We start from the raw sequence: 14,246 nt of genomic DNA on the forward strand, positions 1-14,246 counted from the left end.
ATGAGTTCGAAAGGTCAGCCAACCATGCCACAATTCGACGTCAGCTCGATCGGCTTCTACGTCCTCGACATCCTGGGGCGGCCGGTGTCGCGCATCCCCGAAGGCGGCCGCGCCGACTATATCGAGGAGATCCGCATGACAGTCGCCGGCACGGCCGGCGCGACCGGCATGGACTGCGCCATCCTCGGGCTGAAAACGCGGGCCGTTACCACGCTCGGCACCGACGATATGGGCGACTGGTTCCTCGCCAAGCTGAAGAAATATGGCCTGGAGTGCGGCCTGGTGCGCCGCGACGGCAGCGTCCAGACTTCCTCCACCATTCTGCCGGTGCGGCCAAATGGCGAGCGTCCGGCATTGCATGTGCCGGGGACGGCCGCCGTGTTCGAGGTCGCAGACGCCGATCTCGACGCCGCGCTTGACGCCACGGTCGTCCATGTAGGCGGCACCGGGCTGTTGAAGCGTTTTGACGGGGCGCCGACGGTCAAGCTGTTGAAACGCGCCAAGGAACTTGGCCGCATCACAACCTTCGATCTGATCCAGGCGACGCCGGAAACCTGGAAGCTGGTCGAGCCGTGTCTGCCCTATATCGACTATTTCGTGCCGAGCATCGACGAGGCAGGCGAGATGGCGCACGACCGGGATCCGGCCCGCGTTGCCGCCTTCTTCAAGGCGAGGGGCGTGAAAAACTGCATCCTGACCCTCGGCGCCGATGGCGTGCATGTCTCGCCGCAGCATGGCGAGGATTTCCACCTGCCGGCCTTCGACGTCGAGGTCTTCGACACCACGGGCTGCGGTGACTCCTTCACCGCCGGCATCATCGTCGGAATCGTCAAGGGCTGGGACCTCAAACAGTCGGCGCGGTTCGCAACCGCCGTCGCCGCCAAGGTGGCGATGGGGCTCGGCTCCGACGGCAAACTCGTTTCATTCGACGACACGGTGGCGGCGATGAATTCGCTCCCTGTCAAGACATCAAAGGTGCAAGCAGCATGACCATTCTTCCTGAGGCCAAGGGCAAAACGGCTCTCGTCACCGGCGCCAGCCGCGGTATCGGCAGGGCGCTCGCCAAGGGGCTCGCCGACGCGGGCTTCGACGTCGCCGTCACCGACCTGCCGTCGCAGGCGGCGGAGCTTGCCGCAACCAAGGCCGAGATCGAGGCGGCCGGCCGCAAGGCCTATGTCTACACAATGGATGTCAGCAGGAAGCACGAGATCGAGGCGACGGCACAGGCGCTGCTTGAGGCGGCTGGCAGCATCGACGTGCTGGTCAACAATGCCGGCATCCTGAAACCCAGCCTGCTCCAGGATCTCGACGAGGCCAGTTGGGACGCGCATTTCGACATCAATGCCAAGGGCGTGCTGATGATGTGCCAGGCCGTGCTGCCGCATATGCGCGCCAGGAGATCGGGCAGGGTGATCAACATCGCCTCGATCGCCGGCCGCCAGGGCGTGCCGACGCAGGGTCATTACGCGGCGACCAAATCGGTGGTGATCACGCTCACCCGCGTGCTGGCGCAGGAAGTCGGCATGGACGGCGTCACCGTCAATGCCATCTGCCCCGGCATCATCCTGACCGAGATGGGCAAGAACAACCTCGGCAGCGAGGCGGCGATCCGCCATTGGGAAGATGTCGCGGCGCTGAAGCGCCTCGGCGCACCGGAAGACGTCGTCGGGCCGGTGCTGTTCTTCGCCTCGGATCTGTCGGCCTTCGTCACCGGCCAGTCGCTCAACGTCGACGGCGGCATCTACTACCACTGACGGGCCGCCGCGGGCTTGCACAATCGCGACGTCCACGTCTGGCGTTGAAGATACGACACGAGAGGATCCGTCCAAGCGGCGAAAGCGGTGATCCAGAGACTGGATGTCGCCCCGGCAGCTGACGCGCGTTGCCGGGGGAGAGGGTTCTGTGGCAAACTTTCAGTAAGTGGACCGTGGCATGGAACGCTCCGCGGCATTGGAGGTGCGAGCAATGTTCAAGGGTCGCGCCAGGGGTCAGGGGATTCGTGCCAAATCCCAATTTCCTGCCCAAGGATCATCGCGTCGCGGAACGCGTCCGGCCAGCGCGTGATCGACTATCTGACCAGAAGGTTGAAGGGCGCCTCGCCCTCCCATGAAAAGGAACCTTCGGGCTGCCTGATAAGCTCGGGAAAATGACCGGGCACGATGCGATCGGCCGTTGCAAGAATGTGCTTTATGGTGGCTGTGCCTGCTTCCAGCGTGTCGAAGGCCATGTCGCATCGCGCCAGGATCGCCTCCTTTATATATTTGATGGCGTCGCCGGCGATGATGACTCGGCCCTTTTCCGCACTCTCGAAGCGCAGCGCATAGCTGCCGGGTGTGTGGCCGGGCGCCGGGAAATAGGAGATGCCGGGTTCCAGTTCGCCCTCGCCATCGATCAGGTCGACCTGGCCGCGCGACAACTGGTCGAGAATGCCCCAGGGAACCAGCAGATCATCGGGATGCGGGTTGGCTGCGTAGTTCCACTCGGTCCGGCTGACGACGATCCGCGCGTTGCGAAACAGATCGATGTTGTGCGCGTGATCGAAATGCAGATGCGACAGGAAGACGGTCTTTATGTCGGACGGCTCGAGGCCACGTTCGCGCAACTTCTTCAGCAGGCCGAGTCGGGAAATGTAGCCACCGGTATCGAAGAGGATCGGACCGCGCCCGCCATGGATCAGCGTGACATTCGACATCCCCAGGAAATCGTCTTTCAGGCGCAGATTGTTCCCGGCAACGACGATCTCGTAGGACGGGTTCAAGAGGCTTGCCTTTCCTCTACCCAGCGCAATGTCTCGGGCAAGGTATTCCAGCCGCCATGCGCCCGCTTGTAGGCTTCGAGCGCGGGCTGCATGTGATCGACCGACAGGCTGATGAAACCCTCCCGGTCACCGGTGCGCAACATATCGATCATGCGGCCATGCTCTTCACGCGCAAGCTTCAGGAGAACCGGGTCGCCGATGCCATAGCAACGGATGCCGAGGGTTTCCACCCAGACGCGGTCGATCAGGCCGGCCAGACAGACATTGCCGCATGCCGCCCAGATGCGGCGATGGAACTTGTTATTGAGCGTGCAGACCTTCTGAAGTTCGCCACTCTCGTGCGCGGCGCAATAGTCGCGATGGATGGCCTCGAGGTCGGCGATCAACTCCCTGCTGGCGGGCAGGGGAATGCGCCGTGCGGCTTCGGTCTGCAGCAGCGCCCGGGTCTCGTAGATCTGCTCGACCTCTTCGACGGAAAAATCGCGTACCGTCACGCCCTTGTTGGGGCGGCGCGAGACAAGCCCCATCTGCTCGAGATCAGCCATGGCGGAACGCACGATGTGCCGGGAGACGTCGAACTGAGCGGTGATGTCTTCCTCAATCAGGCGTTCGCGTGGCCTGAGTCGGCCAAAGATGATCTTCTGCTTGATGAAATCGACGATCTGAGCCACATGCTGGCTGTTCTTGTTCTGGGCCAAAATCTCAACTCCGTTCCAATAGTTTTCCGACAGCATACTCGGCAAGCGCGAGCGCGGATGTCAGACCGGGTGATTCTATCCCGAAAAAATTCACTAGCCCCGGGATTCCATGGTCAAGTGGGCCTTCGACCAGAAAATCCGCGCTCGGCGCGCCAGGGCCGCTGATCTTGGGCCTGACACCGCAGTGCGTACAATTGAGTTCCCTGTTCATGACCCCAGGCCAGTATGATCGCACGAGGGTGTAGAACTCCTCTGCAACCTGTGCATCAGGTATATAGTCGATTTCATCAATCCAATGAAGATCGGGACCGAGGCGCATCCGGCCGGAGAGATCCAGAGTCAGATGAATACCGAGACCGCCCTCCACCGGCACGGGGTAGATGAGGCGAGAAAAGGGTGTCGCTCCCGAAACCGAAACGTAATTTCCTCTCGCCAGGAAGCGGCGAGGGATTCGGCCCGGTGGATGGTTCTCGATGCTGCCGGCGACCGCCTGGGCTCCGAGCCCCGCGCAATTGATCAGATTTCTGCAGCTTATCGATATGGCATTGGCACCGTTTTCGCCGGCTGCTTGAACGTCGAATCCATCGGCTCGCTGTCTCGCGGCATTCACCCGCGTGCGCAGAACACATTGGGCGCCATGGGCCTCGGCGTCGCCTTGCAAGGCGAGCATGAATGCATGGCTGTCGATGATACCGGTCGAGGGCGAGTGAAGCGCGGCCAGGCATTCGAGTTCCGGCTCCATGCGCCGGGCTTCAACACCATCGAGAGCGATCAGATCAAGAACGCCGTTTTCGGCTGCCCGCTTCGCCAGGGCTTCGAGTGTTTTTATCTGCGCGGGGGTGGTGGCGACGATCAGCTTGCCGAGCCGGCTCACCGGAACCCCGCGGCGCTCGCAATAGTCGTAGAGCATCCGCCGTCCGGCGACGCATAGCCGCGCCTTCAAGCTTCCGGACGGATAGTAGATCCCGGCGTGGACGACCTCCGAATTGCGCGACGAGGTGTGTGTGCCGATGGCATTTTCCTCTTCGAGCACAAGAACTTCCTGGCCATGCAGCGCCAGTTGCCGCGCGACCGCGAGGCCGATGACGCCAGCTCCGACGACGATCGTTTCGATATCCAATCCAACACCTCTTTTCCGCAATTGGCCATATGTCGGCAAAATCTGCAACAAGATTGTTGACAAAATTGTCGCCGTGCAATCTCATGATGGCGAGGAATGCGTTTGCGCAAGAGTGGGGAGGGCGTTTTGGAGCGGCTGCTCGTCAACGGGATTTCCGTTCACGTCGAGGAGATCGGACCTGTCGGTGCGCCGGCGGTGCTGATGAGCAACAGCCTTGCGGCGGACACCTCGATGTGGGCCGCGCAAGCTCAGCAGTTGGCGCAGAACTACCGTGTCATCCGCTTCGACGCCCGGGGACACGGGCGGACGGAAGCTACGGCGGACGACTATTCTCTCGATCTTCTGGTCGATGACGTCCTCTCGCTTCTGGATGCGATGGACATCGAAAAAGTGCATTTCGTCGGACTTTCGCTGGGCGGAATGATCGGACAGCTTCTCGCCGTGCGCGCGCCCCATCGGCTGTCCAGTCTGGTCCTGTGTGCGACGTTTGCCTCGACCTCGATCGAGATGTGGGACGAGCGCGTCAAGCTTGCGCGCAAAGAGGGCGTCGAACCCCTGATCGAACCGACCCTCACGCGCTGGTTGACGCCTGGATTTCGGGCGGCGCGTCCCGATGTCGTGGACGCGGTGCGCGGCATGATCGGCAAGACTTCGGCAGAAGGATATGCCGGATGTGCTGCCGCAATCCGCGATATGGATATTTCCGGTGCCGCCCAGCATATCTCGCTGCCGACGCTTTTGGTCGCCGCGGCCGACGATCCTTCGGCGCCGCCTGAGACGATGGCGCGGCTTCATGAACGTATCGAAGGCGCGCGTTTCATCGTTCTGGAGGACGCGGCCCATCTGTTCACGATCGAGCAGCCCGATCGCGTGACCCGCGTCATTGCCGAGTTCCTTGCCGAAGTTACGGCCGAGCTCGACCCGCAGACAGGCGGATCAGATGCGTCCGCCACACAAACCCGCTTGGGGTGACAAACCGGAGGAGAACAAATGACCGAGGAGATCAAATCACCTGCCGTGCCCGGCCTGAGCCGCCGCACATTCCTGACAGCAGCCGGCGGCACGATGGCCGCCGCGGGCCTTTTGAGCGCTGGACTGGCCACGCCGGCAATTGCCCAGGCCAAGAAGGTGAGGGTCGGCTTGGGGCTGAATTACGGGCCCTTCAATCAGCCCTGGCGGCGCGGCTGCTACACGCTGCTGAAGAAGGTCGTGGAACTGGGCGGCGAGGCCGTCACCGTGCGCGGCACACCCAGCAAGCAGAGCGAACAGGATTCGGCGCGTTCGCTGTTGGATCGCGACATTGATGTCCTGGTGCTTGGCATCTATTCGCTGGAATCGGAAACCGCCTACCTCGTCGACGAGGCGAAGAAGCGCAACATCAAGACAGTTGGCTTCGCGGTACCGGTCAAGGATTCGCCATTTGTCACGGAAGACACCTACGGCACAGGCGCCACGCTGTCCTATCATGTGCTGAACGTCACCGGCCGGCAGGGTACATTCGTCCAGACCGCCGAAAGCAAAGGGTTCTATACGCCGTTCGATCAGGAGGCGGACCAGTTCAGCCTCATGGCCAGCTACGAGCCACGCATGAAGGTGCTGCCATTCGTCTCCGGTTCGGTCTCGACCCAGGACCAGATATCCAAGGGCCGCGAGAACGCTCTGGCGCTGCTCCAGGCCAATCCTGAACCTGGCTCGTTGACCGGTATCATCTCCTGGTGGTGGCCGCTGACGATCGGCGCCGCGCAAGCGATGCAGCAGATGGGCCGCACCGATGTCCGCATCTTCAACCACTACTTCTCGAACCAGTTGCTGGAAGAGATGGTCAAACCGAACTCGCCGGTCGAATTCTCGACCGACGTGCCTTGGCATCTGATGGGTGAGCAGGTCGCCGAGATCGCCATCAAGCTTGGACAGGGCGAGACGGTGCCGCCCTATCAGAGCCGGGTTCCGGTGACGGCGATCACCAAGGACCAGGCGGGTCAGGCGCTGGCCGAGGTGCAGAAGATGGACGAGGAAGCGATCGCCTTCCTTAAGGACTACGGCGGCTGAGCCAAGTCGAAATGGGGCCGGGCTCGGACCCGGCCCCTCATGATCGTGTTGACCAGGTCTTTGTGGAGTAGGCGATGCCTGTCGTTCAGGTGAATATCAAGGATGGGCGCACGCTCGACCAGAAGCGCGAACTGGTTTCGCGCATCACGGATGCGCTGGTCGACGTATGCGGCGCGGCCAGGGACCGTGTCCACGTCATCATCAACGAAGTTGCGGAAGAGAGCTGGGGTCGCGGCGGGCAACTGCTGTCCGACATCGCCGCAATAGCCGTTCAGGAAAAGGAACGAAAATGAGCGGACGTCTGAGCGGAAAGCGCATCATCATCACGGGCGCTGTCGATAATATCGGCAAGGAAGCCGTGCGTGGCTTCGTGGCCGAGGGTGCAAGAGTCGTCATCGGCGACAGGGATGAGAGAGGTGCGGCCACCGCGCAAGAGTTTGGCGGCGCGGTGCATTTCATAAAGGTCGATGTCACCGAGGAAGGCAGCGTGCGGTCGCTGATCGAAGAGGGTGCCGCATGGCTCGGAGGCCTCGATGTCCTTTGCCAGAACGCCGGTCTCCAGCACTCAGGCGCCGTGACCGATTTCGATGCCGCGAAATGGGACGCGCTCTTCGCGGTCAATGCGCGAGCCCATTTCTTTGGCGCGAAGTACGCGGTTCCGATGCTGCGCAAGAACGGGAAGGGGTCGATCATCAACACCTCCTCGCTGGCCGGCAAGCGCGGCGGGCCGGGGATGACCGCCTATTCGGCCTCGAAAGGCGCGGTGATCGCCTTCACCACCGCGCTCGCGATGGAGCTGGCGGCCGACAATATCCGCGTCAACGCGATTTGTCCGGGTTGGGTCGATACCGCCTTCAACCAGCCGGCGATCAATTTCATGGGTGGCCTCGACGCCCAGGCGAAAGCCGTGTCCTCGGTGGTGCCCTTGGGCCGGCAGGCCCTGAGCAGCGAGATCGCGCCGATGTTCGTCTATCTCGCCTCGGACGAGTCCTCTTACATGACCGCACAGGCGATCACGATCGATGGCGGCGTCTACAATTCCTGAGTCCTCTCGCTGAGAAGCTCGGATCGGCCTGGGAGGAGAATGAGATGGCACAGTCAACAACTGAAATCGGTTCGGGGACAGTCGCGATGCAAGGCAAGCCGAAGCAGGATCGAGGATCGCCTCTGGTCAATTTTCTGCGCCGCTGGGGCACGATCGTTGTCATCGTCGCCACGGGCATCGGCTTCGCGCTTGCCTCGCCCTGGTTCCTGACGCTGTCGAACTTCAACAACATCCTGTTCTCGATGATCGTCAGCTGCCTGGTTTCCGTCGGGCTCACCTTTGTGGTGGTCGGTGGCAGCTTCGACCTCTCCGTTGGTCTGACCGTAACCACGACGTCGATCGTAACCGCCTTCCTTATCCCGATCGTCGGGCCGTGGCTGGCAATCGTCGGCGCCTTGTTCGTCGGCGCCTTCATCGGTCTGCTCAACGGCTTCCTGGTCACCTACGGGCGGCTGTCCGGCATCGTCGTCACGCTCGGCATGATGTTCGTGCTCGGCGGCATCAACATCTTCCTTACCGATGGCTACCAGATCGCCGTCGACTACAAGGAAACGGCGTTCGCCTTCATCGGTCAGGGCAAGATCGGCTTCGTCGCCTTTCCGGTCCTGATCCTGCTGGCGGTGGTGGCGCTGATGCATGTCGTCTCGACGCGCACCAAGCCCGGGCACTACATCGCCGCCGTCGGCGACAATCCCATGGCTGCCTACTATTCGGGCGTGAAAGTTTATCACTGGTTGATCCTGGCCTTCATACTGGCTGGCGTCATGTCGTCGATCGGCGGGATCATTCTGACCTCCGTCTCCTCCTCGGCGCAGCCGGTGGGTGGCGAAGGATATCTGCTGGAGGCGTTCGCCGCGGTGTTCCTGGGCGCGACCGTGCTCGGCAAGGGCAAGCCGCATGTGTTCGGCACGCTGCTTGGCGTCTTCTTCATCTACATGGTCAATTCCGGAATGAGTATGGTCGGCTTCCCCTTCGCCGCGCGTCAGCTGTTCTCGGGCCTTATCCTGATCCTCGCCGTCGGCGCCAATGCGATGCTGAACCGCGAGGAAATTCACCTCAAATTCATCTGAGCCGGAGGACACCATCATGTCGCAATGGCTTCTCGAGGTTCGCAACCTCACCAAGGATTTTAGCGGGACCAAGGTGCTGAAAGGCATCGATCTTGGCTTCCGGCGCGGTGAGGTCCACGGGCTGCTCGGTGAAAATGGAGCCGGCAAGAGCACGCTGATCAAGATCCTGACCGGCGTCTATGGCGCCAGCAGCGGTGAAATCTTGCTGGAGGACAGGCCGGTGCGGATCGGCAGCCCGCTCGACGCCCATAGGCTCGGGCTTGGCGCCGTCTATCAGGATGCTGAACTGATCGGGGGATTCACCGTCGGGCAGAATCTGCTGCTCGGCAACGAGCCGGGAAAAGCGCTGATCAGCAACAGGAATATCCATGCTCAGGCGCAGGCAATCCTCGACCGCATCGGCATCGAGATCGACGCCACGCGCCTTGCCAGGACGCTTTCCGCAGCCGAAATGCAACTCGTCACCTTGGGCACGCTGTTTCACCGCAATTACAAGGTGATCGTTCTCGACGAGCCGACGGCTCGACTGTCGGCTAGCGAGGTGGAGTTGTTGTTCCGGATCATCCAGAACTTCCTGTCGCAAGGCATCACCATCATCTACATCTCGCACCGGCTGGAGGAGATCAAACGCATCTGCGATCGCGTGACTGTCCTGCGCGGCGGCACGGTTTCGGCAACGCTCGACCGTGACGAGATCACTGAGGATCGGGTGACGGAGCTGATGGTCGATCGCAGCCGCAGCGATCTGGAAACCTACAACACCGGCCATTCGACGGCGCAGGTGGTGCTCGAACTGGAAGCCGTCGGAACGGCCAAGCTCGAACCGCTGTCGCTCAAGGTTCATGCCGGCGAAGTTCTCGGCATCACCGGTCCGGTCGGCGGCGGCATGGAGCAGCTGGAGCTTGCACTCGGCGGGATAGCCGCGGCCTCGGGCACGGTGCGCGTCGATGGGACGGCGCGGCAGATTCCGGATCCGCCCGCCTCCCGGCGGGCGGGCATCGCAGTCATCCCCGAGGACCGGCGCAAGCAGGCGCTGTTTCCCAATCTGACAATGGCGGAAAATATCTGCCTGCCCGTGCTCTCAAGACTGTCCCGATGGGGCCTGGTCAACGGACGCCTCAAGGATGGTTATGCGCAGGCGGTAATGGGCCAACTCAATGTCATGCCACGACAGCCGGACACCATCGTCAAGTTCTTCTCCGGCGGCAACCAGCAGAAAGCCGTGATCGGCAAATGGCTGAAGGCCGAGGCACGTGTCTACGTATTCGTCGAGCCGACCTCCGGCGTCGACGTCGGCGCGATCAAGGAGATCTACGACATCATTCTGCGGCTGGCCGAAAGCGGTGCGGCGGTGATCATCATCTCCTCGTCGATCAAGGAGATCCTTTCGCTGGCTGAGACGGTGGTGGTGGTCCGCAAGGGCGCGATCGTCCACGCGGCCAGGAAGACGGACTGCAACTACGACCAGCTTCTCGCTCTTTCCATGGGCGGGAGCACAACAGAAATCGCAGCGTAACATCAAGGAGAAGAGGACGTGACGATCACTGCCGAAAAGATACAGGCCGGACTGCAGGCGGGTCTGAAGAAGGCGCGCGAATTGAACTCGCCGTCCAGCATCGCCATCGTGGACGAGGGGCGGAACCTGCTGGGTTTCGTGCGCATGGAAGGCGCATTGCTCGCCAGTGTCGAAATCTCGCAAGCCAAGGCCTATACCTCGCGTTCGCTCAACATGAAGACTGGCGACGTGATGCCGTTGGTGCAGCCCGGTGGGCCGCTCTACGGAATGGAGAATTCACACCGCTTGCCGCTGGTGGTGTTTGCCGGCGGCGTTCCGGTTTCACGCGGTGATCAGGTCGTCGGCGCCGTCGGCGTGGCCGGTGGCATGCCGCCGGATGACGAGGCGATCGCTTCCGCCGCCGCTGCCGCCATGGCAGGCTGAGCTACCAAAGATACGATGCGGCTTACCGCGTCCCCCGCTTCAGCAATGGGTGGGGGACGTTGTCGTTGGCTGGACAGGAAGCTAACCCCTCACGGCGATGATGGCGCCGGCCAGAACGAGGCCGGCGCCGAACAACCTCAACAGGCCAAGCGGATGGCTTGAGGCGCCAAGGACTCCGAAGCGATCCACGAGCAGCGCGGCCCCTATCTGTCCGGCGATGACAAGGCAGATCGCAGTCGTCGTGCCGAGCGCACCGACACTGACGATCGCCCCGGTGACATAGATCGCGCCGAGCAATCCACCAAGCCAGACCCAGCCCGGTATGGATACGGCCTGTTCCATCGGGGGGAGTGGCGTTCTCAGAAGCAGCTGCGCGGCCATGAGCGCGAGCGTCGCGACAAGGAAGGAGATGCCGGCCGCTATCAATGGACTGCCAAGACCTGCCGCAAGCCGTCCGTTGACGAGCGCCTGGATTGGCAGGACGGAGCCGGCAACCAGGGCGATCAGAACAGCCTTCAGCATGCATCGTCCTCAGCGCGGGATATTGCCGTATCAAAGCCGTAGAGCTGCTCCGCGTTGGTTACGAACAGCTTGCGGCGAAGGTCGGGGTCCGTGGTCCAGTCCAGTGCCATATCGACCAGGTCGCCGTCATTAGGCATTGGCACTGATATGGCCGGGTGTGGCCAGTCCGTCGCCCATAAGACCCTTTCTGGGTTGGCTGCCAGCAATGCCTCCGCGAAAGGCCTGACGTCGTCATAGGGCGGACGCGGTATGCCGGTGATGCGGTAGGCGCCGGAGAGCTTGACCCAGGCACTGCCTTCGCGAACCAGATCCAAAAGCGCCTGGAAGCCGGGGTCTGCCAGGCCCCTTGTCGCCGGCACGTGGCCGAAATGATCGAAAACCGCCGGCACGCGCAATGCCCGTACCCAATCCGCCAGATCGGGTATCGTCGACACGTCGACGAGGAACTGCAGGTGCCAGCCGAACTCGCGGATGCGACTGGCCAAGGCGCGGGCCGTGGCAAGGCCATTGCCGGCCTTGAAGACGAGATTGATCCTGACGCCGCGCACGCCGAGTTCATGCAAGGCAAGCCATTCGCGCTCCGGCAGGGTCTCATCGACAACGATGACGGCCCGCATGGGAATGCGCGCCTCGCGCAACGCGTCGAGTGTACGCCTGTTGTCGGTACCGTAGACGCTGGGTTGCACCACCACGGCCCGGGAAAAACCGATCTTGCGCGCCAGATGCTCGTAGTCAGCAAGGCTGGCGTCAGGAGCGGTGTAGCTTCGGCCGGATGCGAAGGGATAGTCCGGCCGGGGGCCGAAGACATGGAAATGCGTATCGATGGCATTGGCCGGGAGACCGCTCCGAGGCGCTCGCGGCGCAAGGTCTGCTGGCTCGCAGATTGGGATGTCCAAGTCCGGCACCTGAGTGGCCGGTCAGGACTGGGGTGTCGGGCGATAGATCGGGCCGCGGCGCATGGTTCGTTCGAGCATATGGTTCGTCAGATAATCGGCCACCTCATGGGGGTTGTAGGATACGGACTCCTGCCCGGGATAGCCAAGCACCGTGTGCACTTCGGGCGCCATGTAGTAGCCGCCGGAAGCGGCCAGTGTCAGCGCATTGAAGGCCTCCGGATCGTCACGCGAAAGATCGTTGATGCTCCTTGACAAGGCATCCGCGTCGATACCAGCCAGGCCGCGCCGAAAGCTCTCCACGATGTCGGGCCTGAACGCCAACACATCGTCAAGCAACTTTTCATGCACGCCGACCGCAGTGGCCGAGGGGAATTGTTTGTAGGCGGGGATCAGCATGTCGGCGATCCGGCCGAAAAGCTTGCGCATGTCCGTAGTGATCTGGTTGGCGCTCGGCATCACGCGGCCTCCAGGTTGCGGCGTTCAGAAATCATGCGACGGGTCTGCCGCAAGGCGACAGACATGATGGTGGCCGTGGGGTTGAGGCCGGCCGAGGTCGGGAATGTGCTGCCGTCGAAAATGAAGAGATTGGGAACGTCGTGGGTCTGGCCCCATTCGTTGACGACCGAGGTTTCGCGGTCGGTTCCCATGACGCAGGTGCCCAGCAGGTGCCATCCTGTATCCGGCATCTGATGAACGACCGAGATCTCCACGGCTCCGCCGGCCTGACAGGCCTCCGCGCAGCGCTCTTCGTGGAATTTGAGCATGCGTTCGGAGTTCTCGGAGACCTTGTAGATCAACTTGGGGGCGGGGATGCCATCGGTATCGGTCAGTTCCGGATCAAGAAGGACCTGATTGGATTCCTCCGGGAGATCCTCGCCAATGATTCCCCAGACCATGGTGCGGCCGAAGCGACGGGAAACGAGGTCATGGAGGTTCGTTCCCCACATGTCCTCGACCTTGGCGTTGGGGTCGGCAAAGACCTTGGAACCGACGAAGCTTGTCGCGCCAAGCGGTCCGCCACCCGGCATGGCGCCCCATTTGGCGCCGCGCAAGAAACCACGTTTCTCGTCCGTCTCGTAGAACTCGTAAGAGGAGACATTCTGGCCAAACGGCCCGCGCCACGATTCGAGATCCTCCTCGAACGTGGCCTGCACGGCCGAGAAGGGATGCATCATCAGGCGCTTGCCGACCAGTCCGCTCGAATTGGCGAGACCGTCGCGAAAGCGTGCCGACTTCGACAGCAGGAGCAGTCTCGGCGTACCGATACCGTTCGCGCACAGGATCACCGTGGCCGCCCGCTGACGCCGCTCGCGGCCATTTTCGTCCATGTAGATGGCACCGGTGGCGAGGCCCCGTTCGTCGACGGTGATTTCCCGCACCCGGGCACCGGTGACGAGGCGGGCGCCAGCCTTGATCGCGTGTGGCCAATGGGTGAGATCGGTGGTCGATTTGGCGCCTTCGGGACAGCCGCTCATGCAGGTGCCGCGTCGCACGCAGGCATTCAGGCCATTATAGGGCACAGACGGTATCGCGTTGGTCCCCGGCCACCAATGCCAGCCCATTCTGTCCAGGCATTCCGCAGCCTTATGGCCGACCTTGCCGATCGGCAGGGCAGGGGTCGGATAGGCCATCTTGGGCGGATAGGCGGGATTGCCGCCCAGTCCGGAAACGCCGACTTCGCGTTCGATGACCTCAAGGTATGGCGCCAGATCTTCGTAGGTGAAAGGCCAATCGTCGGCGATACCGTCAAGCGTACGCACCTTGAAGTCCGACGGCATGAACGGCGTCCAGTGGCCGGCATAGAGCGTGGCGCTGCCGCCGACACCACAGAACATCAGTGGATTAACGTCTGATTCCGTAGTGTTGATGGGATAGTCGCGAGGCATGTCGCGAAAATTGGGATTGGGATGCCACTGCTTCTGGGTGACCAACTCCCATTCGGGGCGCCGGCCGGGATAGCGGCCGGCATCCGGCATGTGGCCTTGCTCCAGCGCGACCACCTTGAAGCCGGCCTGCGCCAGATGTTTTGCCGCAACGGAACCGGACGGCCCCGCGCCAATGATCAAAACGTCGGCAATATCCTCCCGCCCGGCGCGAGAACCGGACGCTGCGATCGCAGCCATGATCTCCTCCCTTGAGACAAGCACTA

At 62.3% G+C, this 14,246-nt stretch carries 16 protein-coding genes; 9 read left to right on the forward strand and 7 right to left on the reverse strand.

The window, feature by feature from the left end; genetic code table 11:
* Positions 1-24 precede the first annotated feature (24 nt).
* Together EB231_RS07980 and EB231_RS07985 are read left to right on the forward strand one after the other, a co-directional pair.
* The gene (locus tag EB231_RS07980; protein WP_172348332.1) at positions 25-990 is read left to right on the forward strand and encodes a carbohydrate kinase family protein; all 966 of its coding nucleotides are present in this window, start codon (positions 25-27) and stop codon (positions 988-990) included.
* Complete coding sequence (locus EB231_RS07985; protein WP_172348333.1) at positions 987-1,754, forward strand: SDR family NAD(P)-dependent oxidoreductase; 768 nt, start codon at positions 987-989, stop codon at positions 1,752-1,754. Before EB231_RS07980 ends, EB231_RS07985 begins: the two co-directional genes overlap by 4 nt.
* A gap of 314 nt (positions 1,755-2,068) precedes the next feature.
* Here EB231_RS07985 and EB231_RS07990 read toward each other — a convergent pair whose 3' ends face one another.
* From EB231_RS07990 to EB231_RS08000, 3 genes are read right to left on the reverse strand one after another with little or no spacing between them, the layout of a single operon-like run.
* Positions 2,069-2,758 (reverse strand): N-acyl homoserine lactonase family protein, encoded by a 690-nt coding sequence (locus EB231_RS07990; protein WP_172348334.1) that lies wholly within the window; start codon positions 2,756-2,758, stop codon positions 2,069-2,071.
* Complete coding sequence (locus EB231_RS07995) at positions 2,755-3,456, reverse strand: GntR family transcriptional regulator (protein ID WP_206681897.1); 702 nt, start codon at positions 3,454-3,456, stop codon at positions 2,755-2,757. Before EB231_RS07995 ends, EB231_RS07990 begins: the two co-directional genes overlap by 4 nt.
* Before the next feature lie 4 nt (positions 3,457-3,460).
* Positions 3,461-4,576, reverse strand: a complete 1,116-nt coding sequence (locus EB231_RS08000) for an NAD(P)/FAD-dependent oxidoreductase (protein ID WP_172348336.1) — start codon at positions 4,574-4,576, stop codon at positions 3,461-3,463.
* A 96-nt stretch (positions 4,577-4,672) separates the two neighbouring features.
* Between EB231_RS08000 and pcaD the strand changes: the two genes are divergently transcribed.
* The 7 genes from pcaD to EB231_RS08035 all read left to right on the forward strand — a co-directional run bounded on the left by pcaD (position 4,673) and on the right by EB231_RS08035 (position 10,679).
* Entirely contained in the window at positions 4,673-5,548 is an 876-nt protein-coding gene (gene pcaD / locus EB231_RS08005) for a 3-oxoadipate enol-lactonase (RefSeq protein ID WP_172348337.1), read from the forward strand.
* An 18-nt stretch (positions 5,549-5,566) separates the two neighbouring features.
* Positions 5,567-6,625 carry a sugar ABC transporter substrate-binding protein gene (locus EB231_RS08010; RefSeq protein ID WP_172348338.1) on the forward strand — a complete coding sequence of 353 codons (1,059 nt, stop codon included), beginning with the start codon at positions 5,567-5,569 and terminating at the stop codon, positions 6,623-6,625.
* Positions 6,626-6,699: 74 nt separating this feature from the next.
* A complete protein-coding gene (locus tag EB231_RS08015) occupies positions 6,700-6,918 on the forward strand; it encodes a 2-hydroxymuconate tautomerase (RefSeq protein ID WP_172348339.1) in 219 nt (72 codons plus the stop codon).
* A complete protein-coding gene (locus tag EB231_RS08020) occupies positions 6,915-7,670 on the forward strand; it encodes an SDR family NAD(P)-dependent oxidoreductase (RefSeq protein ID WP_172348340.1) in 756 nt (251 codons plus the stop codon). Before EB231_RS08015 ends, EB231_RS08020 begins: the two co-directional genes overlap by 4 nt.
* A 44-nt stretch (positions 7,671-7,714) precedes the next feature.
* Positions 7,715-8,740 (forward strand): ABC transporter permease, encoded by a 1,026-nt coding sequence (locus EB231_RS08025; RefSeq protein ID WP_246740894.1) that lies wholly within the window; start codon positions 7,715-7,717, stop codon positions 8,738-8,740.
* Between the two features lie 16 nt (positions 8,741-8,756).
* Positions 8,757-10,256 (forward strand): sugar ABC transporter ATP-binding protein, encoded by a 1,500-nt coding sequence (locus EB231_RS08030; protein ID WP_172348341.1) that lies wholly within the window; start codon positions 8,757-8,759, stop codon positions 10,254-10,256.
* An 18-nt stretch (positions 10,257-10,274) separates the two neighbouring features.
* Positions 10,275-10,679, forward strand: a complete 405-nt coding sequence (locus EB231_RS08035; protein WP_206681898.1) for a GlcG/HbpS family heme-binding protein — start codon at positions 10,275-10,277, stop codon at positions 10,677-10,679.
* An 81-nt stretch (positions 10,680-10,760) separates the two neighbouring features.
* On the opposite strand, the gene EB231_RS08040 is transcribed toward EB231_RS08035, so the two are convergent.
* The 4 genes from EB231_RS08040 to EB231_RS08055 are packed head-to-tail and all read right to left on the reverse strand — an operon-like array spanning position 10,761 to position 14,220.
* The gene (locus EB231_RS08040; protein WP_172348342.1) at positions 10,761-11,201 is read right to left on the reverse strand and encodes a DMT family transporter; all 441 of its coding nucleotides are present in this window, start codon (positions 11,199-11,201) and stop codon (positions 10,761-10,763) included.
* Positions 11,195-12,097 carry an amidohydrolase family protein gene (locus tag EB231_RS08045; protein ID WP_172348343.1) on the reverse strand — a complete coding sequence of 301 codons (903 nt, stop codon included), beginning with the start codon at positions 12,095-12,097 and terminating at the stop codon, positions 11,195-11,197. The genes EB231_RS08040 and EB231_RS08045 overlap by 7 nt, the downstream gene beginning before the upstream one ends.
* Before the next feature lie 21 nt (positions 12,098-12,118).
* Complete coding sequence (locus tag EB231_RS08050) at positions 12,119-12,553, reverse strand: hypothetical protein (RefSeq protein WP_172348344.1); 435 nt, start codon at positions 12,551-12,553, stop codon at positions 12,119-12,121.
* A complete protein-coding gene (locus EB231_RS08055) occupies positions 12,553-14,220 on the reverse strand; it encodes a GMC family oxidoreductase (protein ID WP_172348345.1) in 1,668 nt (555 codons plus the stop codon). Before EB231_RS08055 ends, EB231_RS08050 begins: the two co-directional genes overlap by 1 nt.
* Positions 14,221-14,246: the final 26 nt, after the last annotated feature.

The organism is Mesorhizobium sp. NZP2298 (assembly GCF_013170825.1).
In the GTDB taxonomy this organism is placed as follows: domain Bacteria; phylum Pseudomonadota; class Alphaproteobacteria; order Rhizobiales; family Rhizobiaceae; genus Mesorhizobium.